The sequence below is a fragment of the Flavobacterium sp. 22659 genome (genome assembly GCF_052044235.1).
Lineage (GTDB): Bacteria > Bacteroidota > Bacteroidia > Flavobacteriales > Flavobacteriaceae > Flavobacterium > Flavobacterium johnsoniae.
Genome location: NZ_JBQEMU010000006.1, coordinates 16,040 through 32,029, shown reverse-complemented (window position 1 = coordinate 32,029; position 15,990 = coordinate 16,040). Strand labels below are relative to the sequence as shown.

The window sequence follows — 15,990 nt, the reverse complement described above, 5'->3', positions numbered from 1 at the left end:
ATAGAATGGGTTTTTGTTTTATATAAACCTCTTAGAGAAAGTTTAGATTATGAGAACATATCTTTTACTTTTTCAAAAAATGATTTCTCTGATTTTTCAGGACTTGGAACAAAGTGTTCATCGTTTAAAGCATTCTCAAAGAATTGTTTTTGTTCTTTGTTTAATGTTTTTGGAGTCCAAACGTTTACGTGAACTAATAAATCTCCGCTTCCGTAACCATTTAAACTTGGAATTCCTTTTCCTTTTAATCTTAAGATTTTTCCAGACTGAATTCCTTCTTCTAATTTAATACGAACTTTTCCATTAATAGCTTCAATATCTTTTGAAGCTCCTAAAACTGCTTCTGGGAAACTGATGTATAAATCGAAGTGAACGTTTTCACCTTCACGTTTCAAAAATTCGTGCTCTACTTCTTCAATTGCAACAATTAAATCTCCAGGAATACTATTTCCTGGTGCATCGTTACCTTTGTTAGAAACTTTTAACTGCATTCCATCAACAACTCCCGCAGGAATTTTGATTGATACTGTTTCATCTTCCTGAACCATTCCCTGAGCATCTGCTTCGGCAGGTCTTTTGTCTAAAATCTGACCAGAACCGCCACAGGTAGGACAAGTTGATGCAGACTGCATTCTTCCTAAAATAGTATTGGTTACACGCATTACTTGTCCCTGACCGTTACAAGTTGTACAAGTTTTATACGTTACGCCTTTAGCCTGAACTTTACGTTTTACTTTAACTTTTTTCTCAACTCCATTTGCAATTTCTTCTAAAGTCAGTTTTACTTTAATTCGAAGATTGCTTCCTTTTGCACGGCGAGGACCTCCGCCTCCGCCTCCGAAACCGCCAAATCCACCTCCAAAAATATCACCAAACTGGCTGAAAATGTCATCCATATTCATACCACCGTGACCGCCAAATCCGCCAGAACCATCAAATGCCTGATGTCCATATTGATCGTATTTTGCTTTTTTCTGCGGATCACTTAAAACTTCATACGCTTCTGCCGCTAATTTGAAGTTTTCTTCTGCCTCTTTGTCGCCTGGATTTTTATCAGGATGGTATTTTAAAGCACTTTTTCTATATGCTTTTTTAATTTCGGCAGCATCAGCATTTTTTGAAATGCCTAGTATTTCGTAAAAATCTTTTTTCATAATTAGATTAAGTTCCAAATCTTATCCCGAAGCTTCGGGACCAAAATCCAAAATAATTCATCGGACTTTGTTTACATTTTTTTAGTTTCCAACAACAACTTTAGGATAACGAATAATTTTTTCTCCTAATTTGTATCCTTTTTCAATAACATCTACAACTTTCCCTTTTAATTTATCCGATGGAGCTGGAATTTGGGTAATTGCTTCAGCAATATCAGCATTGAATGCATCTCCTGCCTGAATTTCAACCTGCTCTAAGCCTTTAGAAACTAAAGTGCTTTTTAATTTTTCGTGAATCAGTTGAACACCTTTTTTCAAATTTTCATCATCAGATTTGTTGATCTCTACAGCTGCTCTGTCGAAATCATCTAAAACAGGAAGCATAGCCAATAAAACTTCTTGGTTTGCCGTTTTAAATAAATCGATACGCTCTTTTGAAGTTCTTTTTTTGTAATTTTCAAATTCAGCAAATAATCTCAGAAACTTATCTTTTTCTTTCGCCAAGTCTTGGGCTAATTGCTCCTCAACACTTAATTCTTCAACAATTAACTGCTCTCCGTTTGCATTGTTCTCTAACGTTACATCGTCTAATTCCTGATCGAATTCTGTATTTTCCGTAGTCATATTACTTTTATTTTTAAAAATATTCTTAAACTTCATTTTTTATTTCTTTCTTTTGGATTGCAAAAGTACTGCCAAATCTCATAAAATGTCAAATTGTCACTTTATTAGTTATGAGACTTTTAAAAACAGAAAACAGTCCGTGAAATTTTATTATAATTTTAAGACTATTACGTTTTAGTTGTCGTATATTTGAGTACCAAAGTATAATTAAATTATTACCTAACAAAATTGAATTTAAGGGTTGGCTTCGGCCTCTAAATAATTATTAATTCAAGTTTACCTTATATTAAAAAAAGCTTCGCCTTTATAGAGACGAAGCTTTTTTTTATACTTAACTATTTAATTTTGCACGGGCGGAGGGATTCGAACCCCCATCAACGGTTTTGGAGACCGCTATTCTACCCTTGAACTACGCCCGTAACTTAAGGTCGGCAAATTAAAAGTTTTTTTTCTTTACAGGCAACTATTTTAGGCAGAGATTTAAAAAGAAAATCCTTTAAATGACTGTAATCTACAGCAAAAATCTCCACTCCAGACAGTTAACCTAACAAAGTATTTTTTAATCCTTCAAAATCTACAGACACCTGTTCTCCAGTCACTAAATTTTTAAGCGCATAAGAATTTGAATTAATTTCCTGATCTCCGACTAATACAGCAAACGGAATCAAACGTTTATCTGCATATTGAAATTGTTTACCCACTTTTACATTATCCGGATATAACTCTACTTTTATATTTTCCTGTCTTAATTTTTGAATAGCTTTTGAAGCATATAAAGCTTCTTTGTCTCCAAAATTTAAAAATATAGCTTTTGAAGCAGCAGCAACTGTTTCAGGAAATAATTGTAATTCTTCTAAAACCAGATAAATTCTATCCAATCCAAAAGAGATTCCAACACCGCTCATATTTTTTAAACCAAAAATACCAGTCAAATCGTCGTATCTTCCGCCTCCGCCAATAGAGCCCATTGCAACGGTTTTTGGCGCCGCTACTTCAAAAATAGCTCCTGTATAATAATTTAAACCACGAGCTAATGTCACATCAAGATCTAAAACTGCAGTAGACAAACCTAAATCTGCAACATTGTCACAAATAAACTTCAATTCTTCAACTCCTTTCATTCCTTCTTCAGAAGAAGACAATAAGTCCGAAAGCTGTGCAATTTTGTCTGCAAAAGTTCCTGAGAAACTAAAAAGTGGTTGCACTTTTACTAAAGCATCTTCAGAAATTCCTTTTTCGATCATTTCTTTCTTTACGCCGTCTTCACCAATTTTGTCTAATTTATCAAGCGCAACTGTAAAATCAATCAATTTATCTGAAGCGCCAATTACCTCAGCAATTCCAGATAAAATTTTTCGGTTATTGATTTTAATTGTAACTCCTTCTAATCCTAAAGAGGTAAAAACAGTATCATATAATTGAACTAACTCAACTTCCTGCCATAAAGATTTCGAACCTACAACATCAGCATCACATTGAAAGAATTCTCTAAAACGACCTTTTTGCGGATTATCTGCTCTCCAAACCGGCTGAATCTGATATCTTTTAAAAGGAAATTCGATTTCACTTTGGTGCTGTACCACATATCTTGCAAACGGAACTGTTAAATCGTAACGCAACGCTTTTTCAGAAATTTTTCCTGTAAATTTATTCAGCTCAATTCTTTGCTCTAAAGTTATTTTTTCAGCAGAATTTAATTGTAATTCTTCGATTGATTCTGGCAATTCGATTTTACTTTTATTGTAGAAAAAATTACCTGAATTTAAAATTTTGAAAATCAGACGATCTCCTTCTTCTCCATATTTTCCCATTAAGGTATCTGAATTTTCAAACGAAGGCGTTTCGATTGGCTGAAAACCAAATTTTTCAAAATTAGCTTTTATAGTCTGAATAATATATTGACGTTTTGACACCTCAGCTGGTGAAAAATCTCTTGTCCCTTTTGGTATACTTGGTTTTGAAGCCATCTTCTTTATTTTAAGATTGTTGATTTTAGATTTTAGATTTCTTTTGAAACTCAAATTCAAAAACCTTTAAGATTAATTTATTTATTATTTTTTGATTGCAGGTTCTTTAGACTTTCGACTTTATGACCTTCCAGCTTTCGACTTAATTTAAGTCTGCAAATATCTTACTTTTTAAAATAAATAATAACACTTCGAAAACAAACTTGTAACAAAAACCGTATTTTCGTGACAAATTGGTCATGATGCTAAAATTATTTAAAGAAAATATCCGAATTGCTTTTGGTTCCATCAAAACTCAATTACTGCGAACCATTCTTACGGTTTTAATTATTGCGATCGGAATTACCGCTTTGGTTGGAATTCTTACAGTTGTAACAGCACTTGAAAATACTGTTTCAATCAATTTTGCCTCAATGGGAGCTAATACTTTTAACATTAACCAATACGAAAACACGGTTCGAAATCGCGGCGGAAATGAACGTGAAATTATCAACCCAATTATTTCCTATCCCGAAGCTGTTGCTTTTAAAAACAAATACAAATACCCTTTTACCGAGACTTCTCTTTCGTTTACTGCAACATCAAAAGCCGAAGTAAAATTTTTAGATACTAAAACTGATCCCGAAATTACCATTTTGGGTGTCGACGAACATTTTATTTCTAACTCAGGTTTAGAAACCACTTTAGGCAGATCTTTTAATCAATTTGACATTGACAATAATACCTATACCTGTGTTGTAGGTTCAGATTTTGAAAAGGGCTTATTAAAAGATGTCAACCCAATTGATAAAGTAATTTCTATTCGCGGTGCCCGTTTTAAAGTTATCGGCGTTTTAAAAGAAAAAGGTTCGACTTTTGGAAATAGTCAGGATTTACGGGTTTTAATTCCTATACAGGTTGCCAGATCTTTATTTACAGCACCCAATATCAATTATACTATCAGTGTTATGGTTTCTAAAAAAGAACTTTTAGACGAAGCCGTTGACAATGCAACCAGCACAATGAGAAGGGTTCGAAAACTAAGTCCGGTTCGTGACAATAATTTTGGCATTGGCCGAAGCGACGATTTAATCAATCGAATTTTAGGTATTACACAATATTTAGGCTGGGCATCCTGGATTATTTCGATCATTACAATTTTAGGATCTTCAATTGCTTTAATGAATATTATGATTGTTTCGGTTACAGAACGTACACGCGAAATTGGAGTTAGAAAAGCGCTTGGGGCAACAAAAATTACAATTTCTGTTCAGTTTTTTATCGAAACTTTATTAATTGGACAAATTGGCGGTTTAGTTGGAATTGTTCTGGGAATCCTGATTGGTTTTGCTTTTGCGGCTGCAATGAGTTTTGCTTTTGTGATTCCGTGGATGGCAATTTTTGCCGCTTTTGCAACTAGTTTTATGGTAGCAATAGTTTCTGGTTTATATCCTGCCATAAAAGCATCTCAATTAGATCCTATTGAGGCTTTGCGATACGAGTAATTTTTTTTAGTTTTCAGTCGCAGTCGCAGTTCCCAGCTTAACCGTGACTGAATACTGTGACTGAATACTGCGACTAAAAACTAAAATTTAAATATTAACTTTTATCATTCGGTCGTTATCGTAAATATCTTTTCGGAGATCAATATTGATAAAATCCATTTTACCCAGAAGTTCTATCATTTCTTTTCCTAAATATTGATTGATTTCAAAATAAAGCTGTCCCTTTGCCAAAAGATTGTTTTGTGCCAGCGAAGCTATTTTTCTGTAGAAAAGTAAAGCATCGTTGTCATCAACAAAAAGTGCTAAATGAGGTTCATAATCCAAAACGTTCTTTTTGATTTCTTCTTTTTCAAGATTGCGTACATAAGGCGGATTAGAAACTATGACATCATATTTACATTTTAATTCTTCGGCTTGTAAAATATCCTGAAATATAAAAGTTACATTAACATCATTTCTAATGGCATTTCGCTTCGCAGTTTCGATTGCTTTTTTTGAAACATCGATAGCATAAACATCTGCATTTGGCAGATTTTTAGCGAGTGAGACAGCAATACAGCCGCTTCCGGTACCAATATCAAGAATTTTTATTTTTTCTTTTCTATCAATTCCTTTATTTTCACTAATAATCCATTCGACTAACTCTTCGGTTTCGGGTCTCGGAATTAAAACATTTTCGTTTACTTCAAAATCCAAACCGTAGAAATTTGTTTTTCCTAATAAATATTGAATTGGAACTTCTTTTTTCAGCTGGGCTAACAATGAATCCCAAACAACAAAATCTTCTTCTGTAAAAGCTAATTCGTGATTTAATGCTAAATCTATTTGACGCAGTTTGTGTTTATCTTCTAAAATTAAATAGAAAAAACTCTCTGCTTCGTACGCATCGTACAAAGAAGATAATTCCTTAATAAACTGAGTACGATATTGCTTGATTTTCATTTTATATATCTGTTATTTAGATAGTCTTTTTTATTTAGCAGTCGAACTGCACGGCTATTTCTGAAACTTTTTTCACTGAATTTTCATTTTCAGCTTTTGACGAAAGAAATAAAATCACACGCTCTTCTTCATAATCTCTGTTTGCTCCAAAAACAAAGTCGAGTTTTCCGTCGCCGTCAATATCTCCTGCAAAAAGAAACTCTACAAAGGTGTCATTAAAAGATGCTTCGGTCAGAATCAGTTTTTCAGGATTATTACCAATGGTTAAGTATAATTTATAATCTTCTACTTTTTTAAAGATTTCAATTTTATCATCATCTGTGCTTACTTTTTCTTCAGATAAAACTTTTCCTTCTCCGCGTAAAGTATAATTGACATTATTAAAAGTAAAACTCATTTTTTCTTTAGGCCAGATTTTATCTCTTTCAATTTTAAGAGATTTTATTTTTCCGGTTTTCAATTTAGGATCGTCCATTAAAAGCAGCACCTTTTTTTCAGGCATAATAGAAAGCGTAGAATCGCCTGAACATTCACTGTATCCTTTTTCAATTTTAAAATTTGCTTTTCCTAAAAAAAATTCTCCATTTTCCTCGTACAACTCAACCCATTTTTGGTTTAAAGCTTTTACAGGATTTTGGTTATCATAAGTTCGATAAGTTTGGGGTATTAAAATATCGAATTCATTTTTAAAGGCTTCTTCAGTAACGGCTGTACTTTCACTTTCCTCAGTTTTAACAACTGAATCTTTGACAACTACAGCTTTGTCTGCCGCTTTTTCTTGTTTAACATCTTTACAAGAAAACAATACTGAAACTAAAAGAATAGCAAAAACATTTTTTTTCATTGGCTTATAATTTTTTCAACATCCAGACAGGGCAGGAATTATGTCCGGTGCAACCTAACGGAGCGTCTAAATATTCAAATCCTGATTTTCTATATAATTTTTGAGCAGCATGCATAAACGGCATTGTCTCGATATAACATTTTTCAAATCCAAAATTTCTTGCGCTCTCCAAACATTCATCCATCATTTTGCTTCCAATTCCTAATCCGCGCACTTTGGGCAAAAAATACATTTTTTGTAATTCACAAATTTCAGGATCTCCATTTTCTAAAGGAGCAATTCCTGCACAACCCAAGATTTCACCTTCACTTTCTACTACAAAATAAACCGATTTTGGTTTGCAGTACTCTTCAAACATTAAATCTAAATATGGATCTTCATAAGCGGTACCTACTTTTGGAATTTCCATTTCATCAAAAACTGATCTTATTAATTTCGCAACTGATTGATTGTCTTCTTTTTCAATCTTTCTGATAACCCAATTTTTCATTTTATTTATTCACTTATATCTACAAAAATAAAAATACTTTTTCGATAGTTTCATAACAATTTGTAATGTTTCACAACAATAGCTATAAGATTAGACTCAAAATTTAAAAATAAGTTACTTTTGCAAAGTGAATAAACATGAGAAATATATTAAACGATGCATAGAGCTTGCTAGAAATGGCTTTGGAACAACATATCCAAATCCGATGGTGGGGAGTGTAATTGTTTATGAAGATACCATTATTGGTGAAGGCTGGCATAAAAAAGCCGGTGAACCGCACGCCGAAGTTAATGCAGTTCGATCTGTAAAAGACAAATCGTTATTAAAAAAAGCTACAATTTATGTCAGCTTAGAACCTTGCTCCCATTTTGGAAAAACACCTCCTTGCTGTGATTTGATTATTGCAAACGAAATTCCAAATGTGGTTGTAGGAACAGTCGATCCAAACGAAAAAGTAGCAGGCAGAGGAATTAAAAAATTAATTGAAGCCGGTGCCAATGTTGTAGTTGGAATTTTAGAAGATGAATGTAACGAACTCAACAAACGTTTTTTTACATTTCACCAAAAAAAACGACCGTATATTATTTTAAAATGGGCCGAAAGTCTGGACGGATTTCTCGCTCCTGAAAAAGAAATCGATCAGGAAAGAAAACCAGTTTGGATTACCAATCAATATTCTCGTCAATTAGTTCATAAATGGCGAAGTGAAGAACAGGCTATTTTAGCAGGAACTCAAACGGTTATTGACGACAATCCGAAATTAAACGTCAGAGATTGGTCTGGAAATAATCCGGTCAGAGTAATTTTAGATCAAAACAACCGAATTTCTAAAGACAGTTTTGTTTTTGATGAAAGTGTAAAAACTATTGTTTTTACGAAATCTGAAAACATGATTTCGACAGAAAATACGATTTTTGAAAAAATTGATTTTGATAAAAATATAATTGAAAATATTTTAACTGTTTTATACCGGCATCAAATTCAATCTATAATTATTGAAGGAGGCAGACAGACTTTAGAATCTTTTATAAATGAAAATATTTGGGATGAAGCCCGAATATTTGTTGGAAAAAACACTTTTAAGAAAGGGACCAAAGCTCCGGAACTTCAAAAACAAAATGCCATTAAAACTTATATTCAAAACGACGAATTAATATATGTAAGAAATCATGATTGATACGATAATTTTTGACTTTGGAGATATTTTTATCAATTTAAACAAACAAGGAACAATTTCTGGCTTGCAAAAATTAGGTCTGAAAGAATGGAATGCTGAACTTGACCGCTTGAATTTATTATTTGAAACTGGAGATATTTCATATGATGATTTTGTGGGCGGATTTCAAAAACAACTTCCAAATACTTCTACAGAAGAAATTTTGGAAGCCTGGAATGCGGTTTTAGCAGATTTCCCTTCTTATAGATTAGATTTCGTAAAAGAGCTTTCAAAAAAATACCGTTTGTTTTTATTAAGCAATACTGACTCTATTCATATTGCCACTTTCGAAAAAACTGTCGGCGTTCCTTTTTATACTGATTTTTACAATTGTTTTGAAAAAGTTCATTTTTCATTTGAAATTGGAAAAAGAAAACCAAATGCTAATTCGTATCAGCATTTAATTGATGAACATAATTTAGTTCCACAAAAGACTTTATTTGTTGATGACAAAAAAGAAAACACAGATGTCGCTGCAGTATTAGGTTTGCATGTTTGGAATTTACAAGTTGGGCAGGAAGATGTTGTGGATTTGTTTGATAAAAACATACTATAAAATATCTTGCCGCAGATTAAAAGGATTAAAAAGATTTTTTACTTATAATTCTGCAGCAAAAAAAACAATTTAGAATATTAGATTTGGAATATAACGATACGTATCAAACCATTGCCAGAGAATCAGAAGAAGTGCTTTTTAAAGAAAAAGGAAGCAAATTCTTTGGTTATGCTTTTCCTATAGAAAGTGAGGAGGAAGTAAAACCTATTATTGAGGATTTACGAAAACTTCATCCACATGCTGTACATTATTGTTATGCTTATCAATTAGGAACAGCTCCCAAAATTTCTTATCGTGCAAATGATGATGGAGAACCAAGCAACACCGCGGGAGCACCAATTTACGGACAGATACAATCTTTTGGCGTAACGAACGTTCTTGTAGTTGTGGTTCGTATTTTTGGAGGCACAAAATTAGGAGTCGGCGGATTAATTGCGGCATATCGAACAACTGCACAGATAACATTAGAAGTTTGTGAAATTGTTGAAAAAACGATCGATGTTCATTTTTTAATTTCTTTTGATTATAAAAACATGAACAAAGTAATGCGTGTTATAAAAGAAAAAAAACTGGAAATAACATCTCAGGAAATGGAAATAGATGAAAATTCCGGTCTTCCAATTGGGAAAATCATCACAAAAACGCGAAAAAAAAATGCCGAAATGATATTCGACATTTTTGATTTAATGTTTGAAATTGATGTTAAAATTATATAATTTAGTATAAAAACGTATCTGGATTTAACAATTATTCCATCGTTTTAAACAATTCTAAAATATAATCTGGAGGTGCCGTTGGGCGGCCCGTTTTTAACGAAATAAATACTAAAATAAACACTGCCGTTGTTAATAACTCATTTGCCTCGTTATAAATTTCGCAGTCAAATTCGATCTTAACAGATGACTGGCTTTTGAATGTTGTATGAATAGTTAAAAGCTCATCGTAACGAGCAGATTTTTTATAGTTGATCTGCATGGAAACAATTGGAAGTCCAATACCGCTTTCTTCCATGCTTTTATACGAAATCCCTTTATTTCTAAGCCATTCCACGCGTCCAATCTCAAAATAAGGCACATAATTTCCGTGATAAACAACTCCCATTTGGTCAGTTTCGGAGTAACGAACACGCACTTGCGTTTGATGTTTTTTCATTATTAATGTATTAAAAAAATTTAAATTATTCAAGCCCTCTTACAACATTTTTTTATAAAATTAGATACCAAAATATTTTTTTTTACAGAAATTTGTTCACATATTTGTTATCCCGAAATAAGGAATAAAATCGCTCCTTTTTTTACAGGAGAATCTTTATTAATAATATAAAAATTTATTTGAATCTATGACTAAAACTGCTCAATCGGTATGGGAAAACTGTTTGTCTTTTATAAAGGACAATATTCAAGATCAAGCATACAAAACTTGGTTTGAACCAATCAAATCAGTTGAGCTAACCGATAACGCGTTATATATTCAAGTACCAAGTAAATTTTTCTACGAATGGCTCGAAGAGCATTACGTAAAATTATTAAAAGTTGCACTTACCAAAGAACTTGGAAAAAATGCAAAGTTACTCTATAAAATTAAAATGGAGAACACTTATGGAAATAAACAGCCATTTACCGAACAGCTGCCAAGTTCCAACAGAGTTCCAATGAAACCGCAAGAGGTTGATGCTCCGTTTAAAAACTTAAATCCTGAGCTTAAAAATCCTTTTGTAATTCCTGGAATCCGAAATTTAAAAATTGAATCTCAGTTAAATCCTAATTACAGTTTTGACAATTTCCTTGAAGGAGATTCTAACCGTTTAGCCCGTTCTGCCGGTATGGCTGTTGCCAATAAACCTGGAGGGACTTCATTTAATCCTTTGTTGATTTTTGGAGGAGTTGGTTTAGGAAAAACACACTTAGCACACGCTATTGGGGTTGAAGTAAAAGACAAATATCCTGAAAAAACGGTTTTATATATATCTGCCGAAATTTTCACACAACAATATATTGATTCGGTTAAAAAGAACAATCGTAACGATTTCATTCACTTTTACCAATTAATCGACGTTTTGATTATTGATGACGTTCAGTTTTTATCTGGTAAATCAGGAACTCAGGACGTATTTTTCCACATTTTCAATTACCTGCACCAAAACGGAAAACAAGTAATCTTAACTTCTGATAAAGCTCCTGTTGACATGCAGGATATTGAACAGCGTTTATTATCTCGTTTTAAATGGGGATTATCTGCTGAACTTCATCAGCCTGATTATGAAACCCGTATCTCGATCTTAAAAAACATTTTGTATCGTGATGGTGTTGATATGCCGGAGGACATTCTTGAATATGTTGCCCGCAATATCAAATCTAATGTAAGAGAATTAGAAGGTGCTATTATCTCTCTTATTGCTCAGTCTTCTTTCAACAAAAAAGAAGTTACGATTGAATTAGCAAAAAGTGTAGTTGAGAAATTTGTTAAAAACGTAAAGAGAGAAATCTCTATCGATTATATCCAAAAAATTGTTTCCGATTATTTCCAGCTGGATATCGAAACGCTTCAATCTAAAACAAGAAAGAGGCATGTTGTTCAGGCTAGACAATTGGCCATGTTTTTTGCAAAGAAATTTACTAAAGCTTCTTTAGCAAATATTGGTTCACAAATTGGAGACCGCGATCACGCAACTGTATTACACGCTTGTAAAACTGTTGACAATTTAGTTTCTACAGACAAACAATTCAAAAAATTTGTCGAAGACATCAACAAAAAACTAACGCTATAACGCGAATCATGCCAGTAAAAGTTTTAATGGTTTGTTTGGGGAATATTTGCAGATCTCCTTTAGCAGAAGGAATTTTAGCATCAAAATTACCCGCAGACAAATTTATTGTAGATTCTGCCGGAACAGGATCATGGCATGTAGGACACTGCCCCGATAAGCGTTCCATAGATGTTGCCCGCAAAAACGGAATCAACATAAGCGCACAAAAAGGCAGACAGATTAAATCATCCGATTTTGATGAATTTGATTATATCTATGTAATGGATAATTCAAATTTTCGCGATGTAGTTCATCTGGCTAAAACTCCTGAACATAAAAATAAAGTTCGTTTAATTCTTAACGAATTATTCCCAGACGAAAATGTTGATGTTCCAGATCCCTATTATGGTTCTGCAAATGGTTTTGACAACGTTTACCAAATGCTAGACGAAGTAACAGATTTAATTGCTGACCAGCTTCTAAAAAAACATTCTTAATTCAATTGTTTCTGCAAAAGAGATAGTTGAATTTTTTAATTTTAAACACATACACATGAAACTTCTCGGAAAATTATATCTTATTCCAACTACAATGGGCGAAAGCGATCCGATGGATGTTTTACCACAAACGGTAAGAAGAACGATAGAAGTTATCGACCATTATATTGTTGAAAACGATAAAACAGCCAGAAAATCTATAAAAGCCGTTTATCCAGAAAAAAAACAATCTGAACTTGTTCTTTTTACTTTAAACAAACGAACTGAACCAAGCGAACATTTAGACTTTATAAAACCTTTATTAGAAGGTAAAAATATGGGATTAATGAGCGAAGCCGGATGTCCGGGCGTTGCTGATCCTGGTGCCGTAATTGTAAAATTGGCACATGAAAAAGGAATTCAGGTTGTTCCATTAGTTGGCCCCTCTTCTATTCTATTAGCGATGATGGCTTCTGGAATGAATGGACAGAGTTTTACTTTCAATGGTTATCTACCAATTGACAAAGACGAAAAAAAATCGGCAATACGTCATTTTGAGAGATTATCTCAGGACAAAAACCAATCACAGTTATTTATTGAAACACCTTATAGAAACAATAAATTGATCGAAGATCTTTTACAGATTTTAAATCCGTCGACACATTTATGTATTGCTACAGATATTACACTGCCAACGGAATTCATAAAAACCTTGAAAGTTTCGGATTGGAAAAAATTGAAAATCGATATTGACAAACGACCAACTATTTTTATTATTCATAAAATCTAATTGAACCTAGATAATGAAAAAGGCTTTAATTCTAATTTTGACTTCAATCTGTTTTGTACAATGTAATTCTTCAACAGATACTAAAGATTCAAAAAACAAAAAAACGGAACAAAATATTACTAAAGAAAACAACTCTGAAGAGTTTCTTCCTGAAGTTAATTCAACTGTTAATAAAGATACAGTTAAAATAAAAGAGGACACTAAAATATATGATATTGACTCAATAGATGTAAAACCTGATTTTGATAAAGGAATTGCAAAACTTCATAAATTTATTAGAAACAATTACAAATATCCTGACGAAGAACTTCAAGTAAAAGGAATAGTTGATGTAAATTTTGTAGTTGAAAAGGATGGCACACTAACTGATATAACAGTTACCAAAGATGCTGATTATGGAACAGGAAAAGAAGCGATTCGCATTCTAAAAAAATGTCCAAAATGGCTTCCAGGCACACAAAACAACAAACTTGTGAGAGTTCGTTACTATTTAACTATACCAATAGATGTATATCATGAGCAAGCTCCCTAACGTAACCACAAGCATTTTCACAGTAATGTCTAAAATGGCATCTGAATATAATGCGATAAATCTTTCACAGGGATTTCCAAATTTTCCTGTTGACGAAAGATTAACAGATATTGCCGCAAGATTATCCAAGGAAAACGTACATCAATATACACCAATGGCAGGTTATCCGCCATTGATGAATAAAATTGCAAAGCTGATTCAGGATTCTTATAAAAGAACCATTAATCCAGATTTAGAACTTTTGGTTACAGCCGGAGCAACTCAGGGAATTTTCACTACAATTTTAGCTTTAGTAAAAGAAAATGACGAAGTAATTATTCTTGATCCAAGTTATGATTCTTACGAATCTCCTGTTTTACTCTGCAAGGCAAAACCAGTTCGTGTGGCACTAAATGACGATTATACTCCAAATTGGGAAACAATCGAAAAAGCTTGTTCTGCAAAAAGCCGAATGATTATTATCAATAATCCACATAATCCGACGGGAAAAATTTTAACTGAAAATGATTTTATTCAGCTAAAAAATCTTCTTGAGAAATATCCAGACATTATTGTTTTGTCTGACGAAGTTTACGAATACATTACTTTTGAAGAAAAACATATTTCGGCACATACCAAAAGCTTTCTTTTAGACCGCTGTATTATGGTTTCTTCTTTTGGAAAATCCTTTCATATTACTGGCTGGAAAATTGGCTATACCATTGCGCCAGAACATTTAATGAAAGAAATCAAAAAAGTGCATCAGTTTTTGGTTTTCAGCGTAAACAGCATTTCACAGTTTGCAATCAGCGAATATCTGGATGTTGTTGATGTAAATCTGCTTGGAAAATTCTATCAGGAAAAAAGAGATTACTTTCAGAAACTGCTTCAAAACAGTCGCTTTGAACTAAAACCTTGCGAAGGAACCTATTTTCAGGTTGCTTCTTATGCCAATATTTCAAATGAAGATGATGTTACTTTCTGCAAAAATCTAATAATTAATCACGGAGTAGCTGCCATTCCAATTTCTACTTTTTATTCAGATCATAAAGATCAAAAATTAATTCGTTTTTGCTTTGCAAAAGATAATTTTACGCTGGAAGCAGCTGCAAAAAAATTGTGTGAGATATAAAGTTTATCAAAATTTTATAACATTATTATGCGTGCATCCTATTATTTTAATTAATATTGTAAAAAAAGAAAAGTATGAGTTACACAGATAAAATGTTACGAGACGACGCTTTAAAAGGTAAAGTTATTGTAGTTACTGGCGGCGGAAGCGGTTTAGGTAAAGCAATGACCAAATATTTTTTAGAATTGGGCGCTCAGGTTGCGATTACTTCCAGAGACTTAGAAAAGCTGAAAACAACAGCTGCAGAACTCGAAAGTGAAACTGGCAGAAAATGTTTACCTCTTCAATGTGATGTTCGTCATTATGAAGAAGTAGAAAATATGCTTCAGGAAACTTTAAAAGTTTTCGGAAAAGTGGATGTTCTTTTAAACAATGCGGCAGGAAATTTCATTTCGCCAACAGAACGTTTATCTGCAAATGCATTTGATACTGTTATCGATATTGTTCTTAAAGGTTCTAAAAACTGTACACTGGCTTTTGGAAAACACTGGATCGACACGAAACAAACATCTGCAACGATTTTAAATATTGTAACAACTTATGCGTGGACTGGTTCTGCTTATGTGGTGCCAAGTGCAACGGCTAAAGCCGGGGTTTTAGCCATGACAAGAAGCCTTGCCGTAGAATGGGCTAAATACGGAATCCGTTCTAATGCTATCGCTCCGGGACCATTCCCAACAAAAGGAGCATGGGATAGATTATTGCCGGGAGATCTTTCTGAAAAGTTTGATATGGCAAAAAAAGTGCCGTTGAAACGTGTAGGAGATCATCAGGAATTAGCCAATTTAGCAGCTTATTTAGTTTCTGATTTTTCAGCTTATGTAAATGGTGATGTTATTACAATCGACGGAGGCGAATGGTTAAAAGGTGCCGGACAATTTAATTTATTAGAAGCAATTCCAGAGGAACTTTGGGATCAGCTTGAAATGATGATAAAAGCAAAAAAGAATAAATAATTACAAGTGCTTACTAAATTCAGAATATTTTTTAAAACTATACTGATTGCACGAAATCCCGAAGGTTTACTTTCGGGATTTTTTTTAAAATAAAAACAAACA

17 protein-coding genes and 1 tRNA gene are annotated in these 15,990 nt (G+C 33.0%); 10 read left to right on the top strand and 8 right to left on the bottom strand.

All coding sequences use genetic code 11. The features are described from left to right. Positions 1-47 precede the first annotated feature (47 nt). The 4 genes from dnaJ to hisS form a co-directional block, all read right to left on the bottom strand. Positions 48-1,154: a molecular chaperone DnaJ gene (gene dnaJ, locus ACTJIW_RS08275; RefSeq protein WP_012027012.1), complete on the bottom strand. Its 1,107-nt coding sequence runs from the start codon at positions 1,152-1,154 to the stop codon at positions 48-50. Positions 1,155-1,235: 81 nt separating this feature from the next. Then, positions 1,236-1,814 (bottom strand): nucleotide exchange factor GrpE, encoded by a 579-nt coding sequence (locus ACTJIW_RS08270; RefSeq protein ID WP_440715248.1) that lies wholly within the window; start codon positions 1,812-1,814, stop codon positions 1,236-1,238. A 312-nt stretch (positions 1,815-2,126) separates the two neighbouring features. Beyond that, positions 2,127-2,197, bottom strand: a tRNA-Trp gene (locus ACTJIW_RS08265). Positions 2,198-2,317: 120 nt separating this feature from the next. After that, positions 2,318-3,745: a histidine--tRNA ligase gene (hisS, locus tag ACTJIW_RS08260; RefSeq protein ID WP_274251182.1), complete on the bottom strand. Its 1,428-nt coding sequence runs from the start codon at positions 3,743-3,745 to the stop codon at positions 2,318-2,320. Between the two features lie 239 nt (positions 3,746-3,984). Between hisS and ACTJIW_RS08255 the strand changes: the two genes are divergently transcribed. Continuing rightward, complete coding sequence (locus ACTJIW_RS08255; RefSeq protein WP_440715249.1) at positions 3,985-5,229, top strand: ABC transporter permease; 1,245 nt, start codon at positions 3,985-3,987, stop codon at positions 5,227-5,229. A gap of 87 nt (positions 5,230-5,316) precedes the next feature. Here the strand turns inward: ACTJIW_RS08255 and prmC are convergent, their stop codons facing one another. Genes prmC through ACTJIW_RS08240 form a run of 3 tightly spaced genes read right to left on the bottom strand, consistent with a single transcriptional unit; the run spans position 5,317 to position 7,505 of the window. Beyond that, entirely contained in the window at positions 5,317-6,171 is an 855-nt protein-coding gene (gene prmC, locus ACTJIW_RS08250) for a peptide chain release factor N(5)-glutamine methyltransferase (RefSeq protein ID WP_073408789.1), read from the bottom strand. Positions 6,172-6,205: 34 nt separating this feature from the next. Further along, entirely contained in the window at positions 6,206-7,015 is an 810-nt protein-coding gene (locus ACTJIW_RS08245) for an FG-GAP repeat protein (protein ID WP_440715250.1), read from the bottom strand. A 4-nt stretch (positions 7,016-7,019) separates the two neighbouring features. After that, positions 7,020-7,505 carry a GNAT family N-acetyltransferase gene (locus ACTJIW_RS08240; protein WP_440715251.1) on the bottom strand — a complete coding sequence of 162 codons (486 nt, stop codon included), beginning with the start codon at positions 7,503-7,505 and terminating at the stop codon, positions 7,020-7,022. 127 nt (positions 7,506-7,632) lie between these two features. Here ACTJIW_RS08240 and ribD point away from each other — a divergent pair, with 127 nt between their 5' ends. The 3 genes from ribD (at position 7,633) to ACTJIW_RS08225 (ending at position 9,993) form a co-directional block, all read left to right on the top strand. Beyond that, positions 7,633-8,682 (top strand): bifunctional diaminohydroxyphosphoribosylaminopyrimidine deaminase/5-amino-6-(5-phosphoribosylamino)uracil reductase RibD, encoded by a 1,050-nt coding sequence (ribD, locus tag ACTJIW_RS08235; RefSeq protein WP_440715252.1) that lies wholly within the window; start codon positions 7,633-7,635, stop codon positions 8,680-8,682. Then, positions 8,675-9,277 carry an HAD-IA family hydrolase gene (locus tag ACTJIW_RS08230; protein ID WP_440715253.1) on the top strand — a complete coding sequence of 201 codons (603 nt, stop codon included), beginning with the start codon at positions 8,675-8,677 and terminating at the stop codon, positions 9,275-9,277. Before ribD ends, ACTJIW_RS08230 begins: the two co-directional genes overlap by 8 nt. 83 nt (positions 9,278-9,360) lie before the next feature. Then, on the top strand, positions 9,361-9,993 hold the full coding sequence (locus tag ACTJIW_RS08225) for an IMPACT family protein (RefSeq protein WP_440715254.1): 633 nt from the start codon (positions 9,361-9,363) through the stop codon (positions 9,991-9,993). 31 nt (positions 9,994-10,024) lie between these two features. Here ACTJIW_RS08225 and ACTJIW_RS08220 read toward each other — a convergent pair whose 3' ends face one another. Next, positions 10,025-10,429 (bottom strand): acyl-CoA thioesterase, encoded by a 405-nt coding sequence (locus ACTJIW_RS08220; protein ID WP_011921524.1) that lies wholly within the window; start codon positions 10,427-10,429, stop codon positions 10,025-10,027. A 187-nt stretch (positions 10,430-10,616) separates the two neighbouring features. Here ACTJIW_RS08220 and dnaA point away from each other — a divergent pair, with 187 nt between their 5' ends. The 6 genes from dnaA to ACTJIW_RS08190 all read left to right on the top strand — a co-directional run bounded on the left by dnaA (position 10,617) and on the right by ACTJIW_RS08190 (position 15,888). After that, entirely contained in the window at positions 10,617-12,044 is a 1,428-nt protein-coding gene (gene dnaA / locus ACTJIW_RS08215; protein WP_011921525.1) for a chromosomal replication initiator protein DnaA, read from the top strand. 8 nt (positions 12,045-12,052) lie between these two features. Next, positions 12,053-12,520 (top strand): low molecular weight protein-tyrosine-phosphatase, encoded by a 468-nt coding sequence (locus tag ACTJIW_RS08210; RefSeq protein ID WP_073408795.1) that lies wholly within the window; start codon positions 12,053-12,055, stop codon positions 12,518-12,520. Between the two features lie 55 nt (positions 12,521-12,575). Beyond that, on the top strand, positions 12,576-13,289 hold the full coding sequence (locus tag ACTJIW_RS08205; RefSeq protein WP_011921527.1) for an SAM-dependent methyltransferase: 714 nt from the start codon (positions 12,576-12,578) through the stop codon (positions 13,287-13,289). A gap of 13 nt (positions 13,290-13,302) precedes the next feature. Beyond that, the gene (locus ACTJIW_RS08200) at positions 13,303-13,821 is read left to right on the top strand and encodes an energy transducer TonB (protein ID WP_440715255.1); all 519 of its coding nucleotides are present in this window, start codon (positions 13,303-13,305) and stop codon (positions 13,819-13,821) included. After that, on the top strand, positions 13,805-14,932 hold the full coding sequence (locus ACTJIW_RS08195; RefSeq protein ID WP_440715256.1) for a methionine aminotransferase: 1,128 nt from the start codon (positions 13,805-13,807) through the stop codon (positions 14,930-14,932). The genes ACTJIW_RS08200 and ACTJIW_RS08195 overlap by 17 nt, the downstream gene beginning before the upstream one ends. Positions 14,933-15,006: 74 nt before the next feature. Beyond that, entirely contained in the window at positions 15,007-15,888 is an 882-nt protein-coding gene (locus ACTJIW_RS08190; protein WP_440715257.1) for an SDR family oxidoreductase, read from the top strand. Positions 15,889-15,990 lie beyond the last annotated feature (102 nt).

Coding starts and splice junctions, on each gene's coding strand:
- dnaJ (WP_012027012.1), bottom strand. CDS start 1,154: ATGAAAAAAGATTTTTACGAAATACTAGGCATTTCAAAAAATGCTGAT.
- ACTJIW_RS08270 (WP_440715248.1), bottom strand. CDS start 1,814: ATGAAGTTTAAGAATATTTTTAAAAATAAAAGTAATATGACTACGGAA.
- hisS (WP_274251182.1), bottom strand. CDS start 3,745: ATGGCTTCAAAACCAAGTATACCAAAAGGGACAAGAGATTTTTCACCA.
- ACTJIW_RS08255 (WP_440715249.1), top strand. CDS start 3,985: ATGATGCTAAAATTATTTAAAGAAAATATCCGAATTGCTTTTGGTTCC.
- prmC (WP_073408789.1), bottom strand. CDS start 6,171: ATGAAAATCAAGCAATATCGTACTCAGTTTATTAAGGAATTATCTTCT.
- ACTJIW_RS08245 (WP_440715250.1), bottom strand. CDS start 7,015: ATGAAAAAAAATGTTTTTGCTATTCTTTTAGTTTCAGTATTGTTTTCT.
- ACTJIW_RS08240 (WP_440715251.1), bottom strand. CDS start 7,505: ATGAAAAATTGGGTTATCAGAAAGATTGAAAAAGAAGACAATCAATCA.
- ACTJIW_RS08230 (WP_440715253.1), top strand. CDS start 8,675: ATGATTGATACGATAATTTTTGACTTTGGAGATATTTTTATCAATTTA.
- ACTJIW_RS08220 (WP_011921524.1), bottom strand. CDS start 10,429: ATGAAAAAACATCAAACGCAAGTGCGTGTTCGTTACTCCGAAACTGAC.
- dnaA (WP_011921525.1), top strand. CDS start 10,617: ATGACTAAAACTGCTCAATCGGTATGGGAAAACTGTTTGTCTTTTATA.
- ACTJIW_RS08210 (WP_073408795.1), top strand. CDS start 12,053: ATGCCAGTAAAAGTTTTAATGGTTTGTTTGGGGAATATTTGCAGATCT.
- ACTJIW_RS08205 (WP_011921527.1), top strand. CDS start 12,576: ATGAAACTTCTCGGAAAATTATATCTTATTCCAACTACAATGGGCGAA.
- ACTJIW_RS08200 (WP_440715255.1), top strand. CDS start 13,303: ATGAAAAAGGCTTTAATTCTAATTTTGACTTCAATCTGTTTTGTACAA.
- ACTJIW_RS08195 (WP_440715256.1), top strand. CDS start 13,805: ATGAGCAAGCTCCCTAACGTAACCACAAGCATTTTCACAGTAATGTCT.
- ACTJIW_RS08190 (WP_440715257.1), top strand. CDS start 15,007: ATGAGTTACACAGATAAAATGTTACGAGACGACGCTTTAAAAGGTAAA.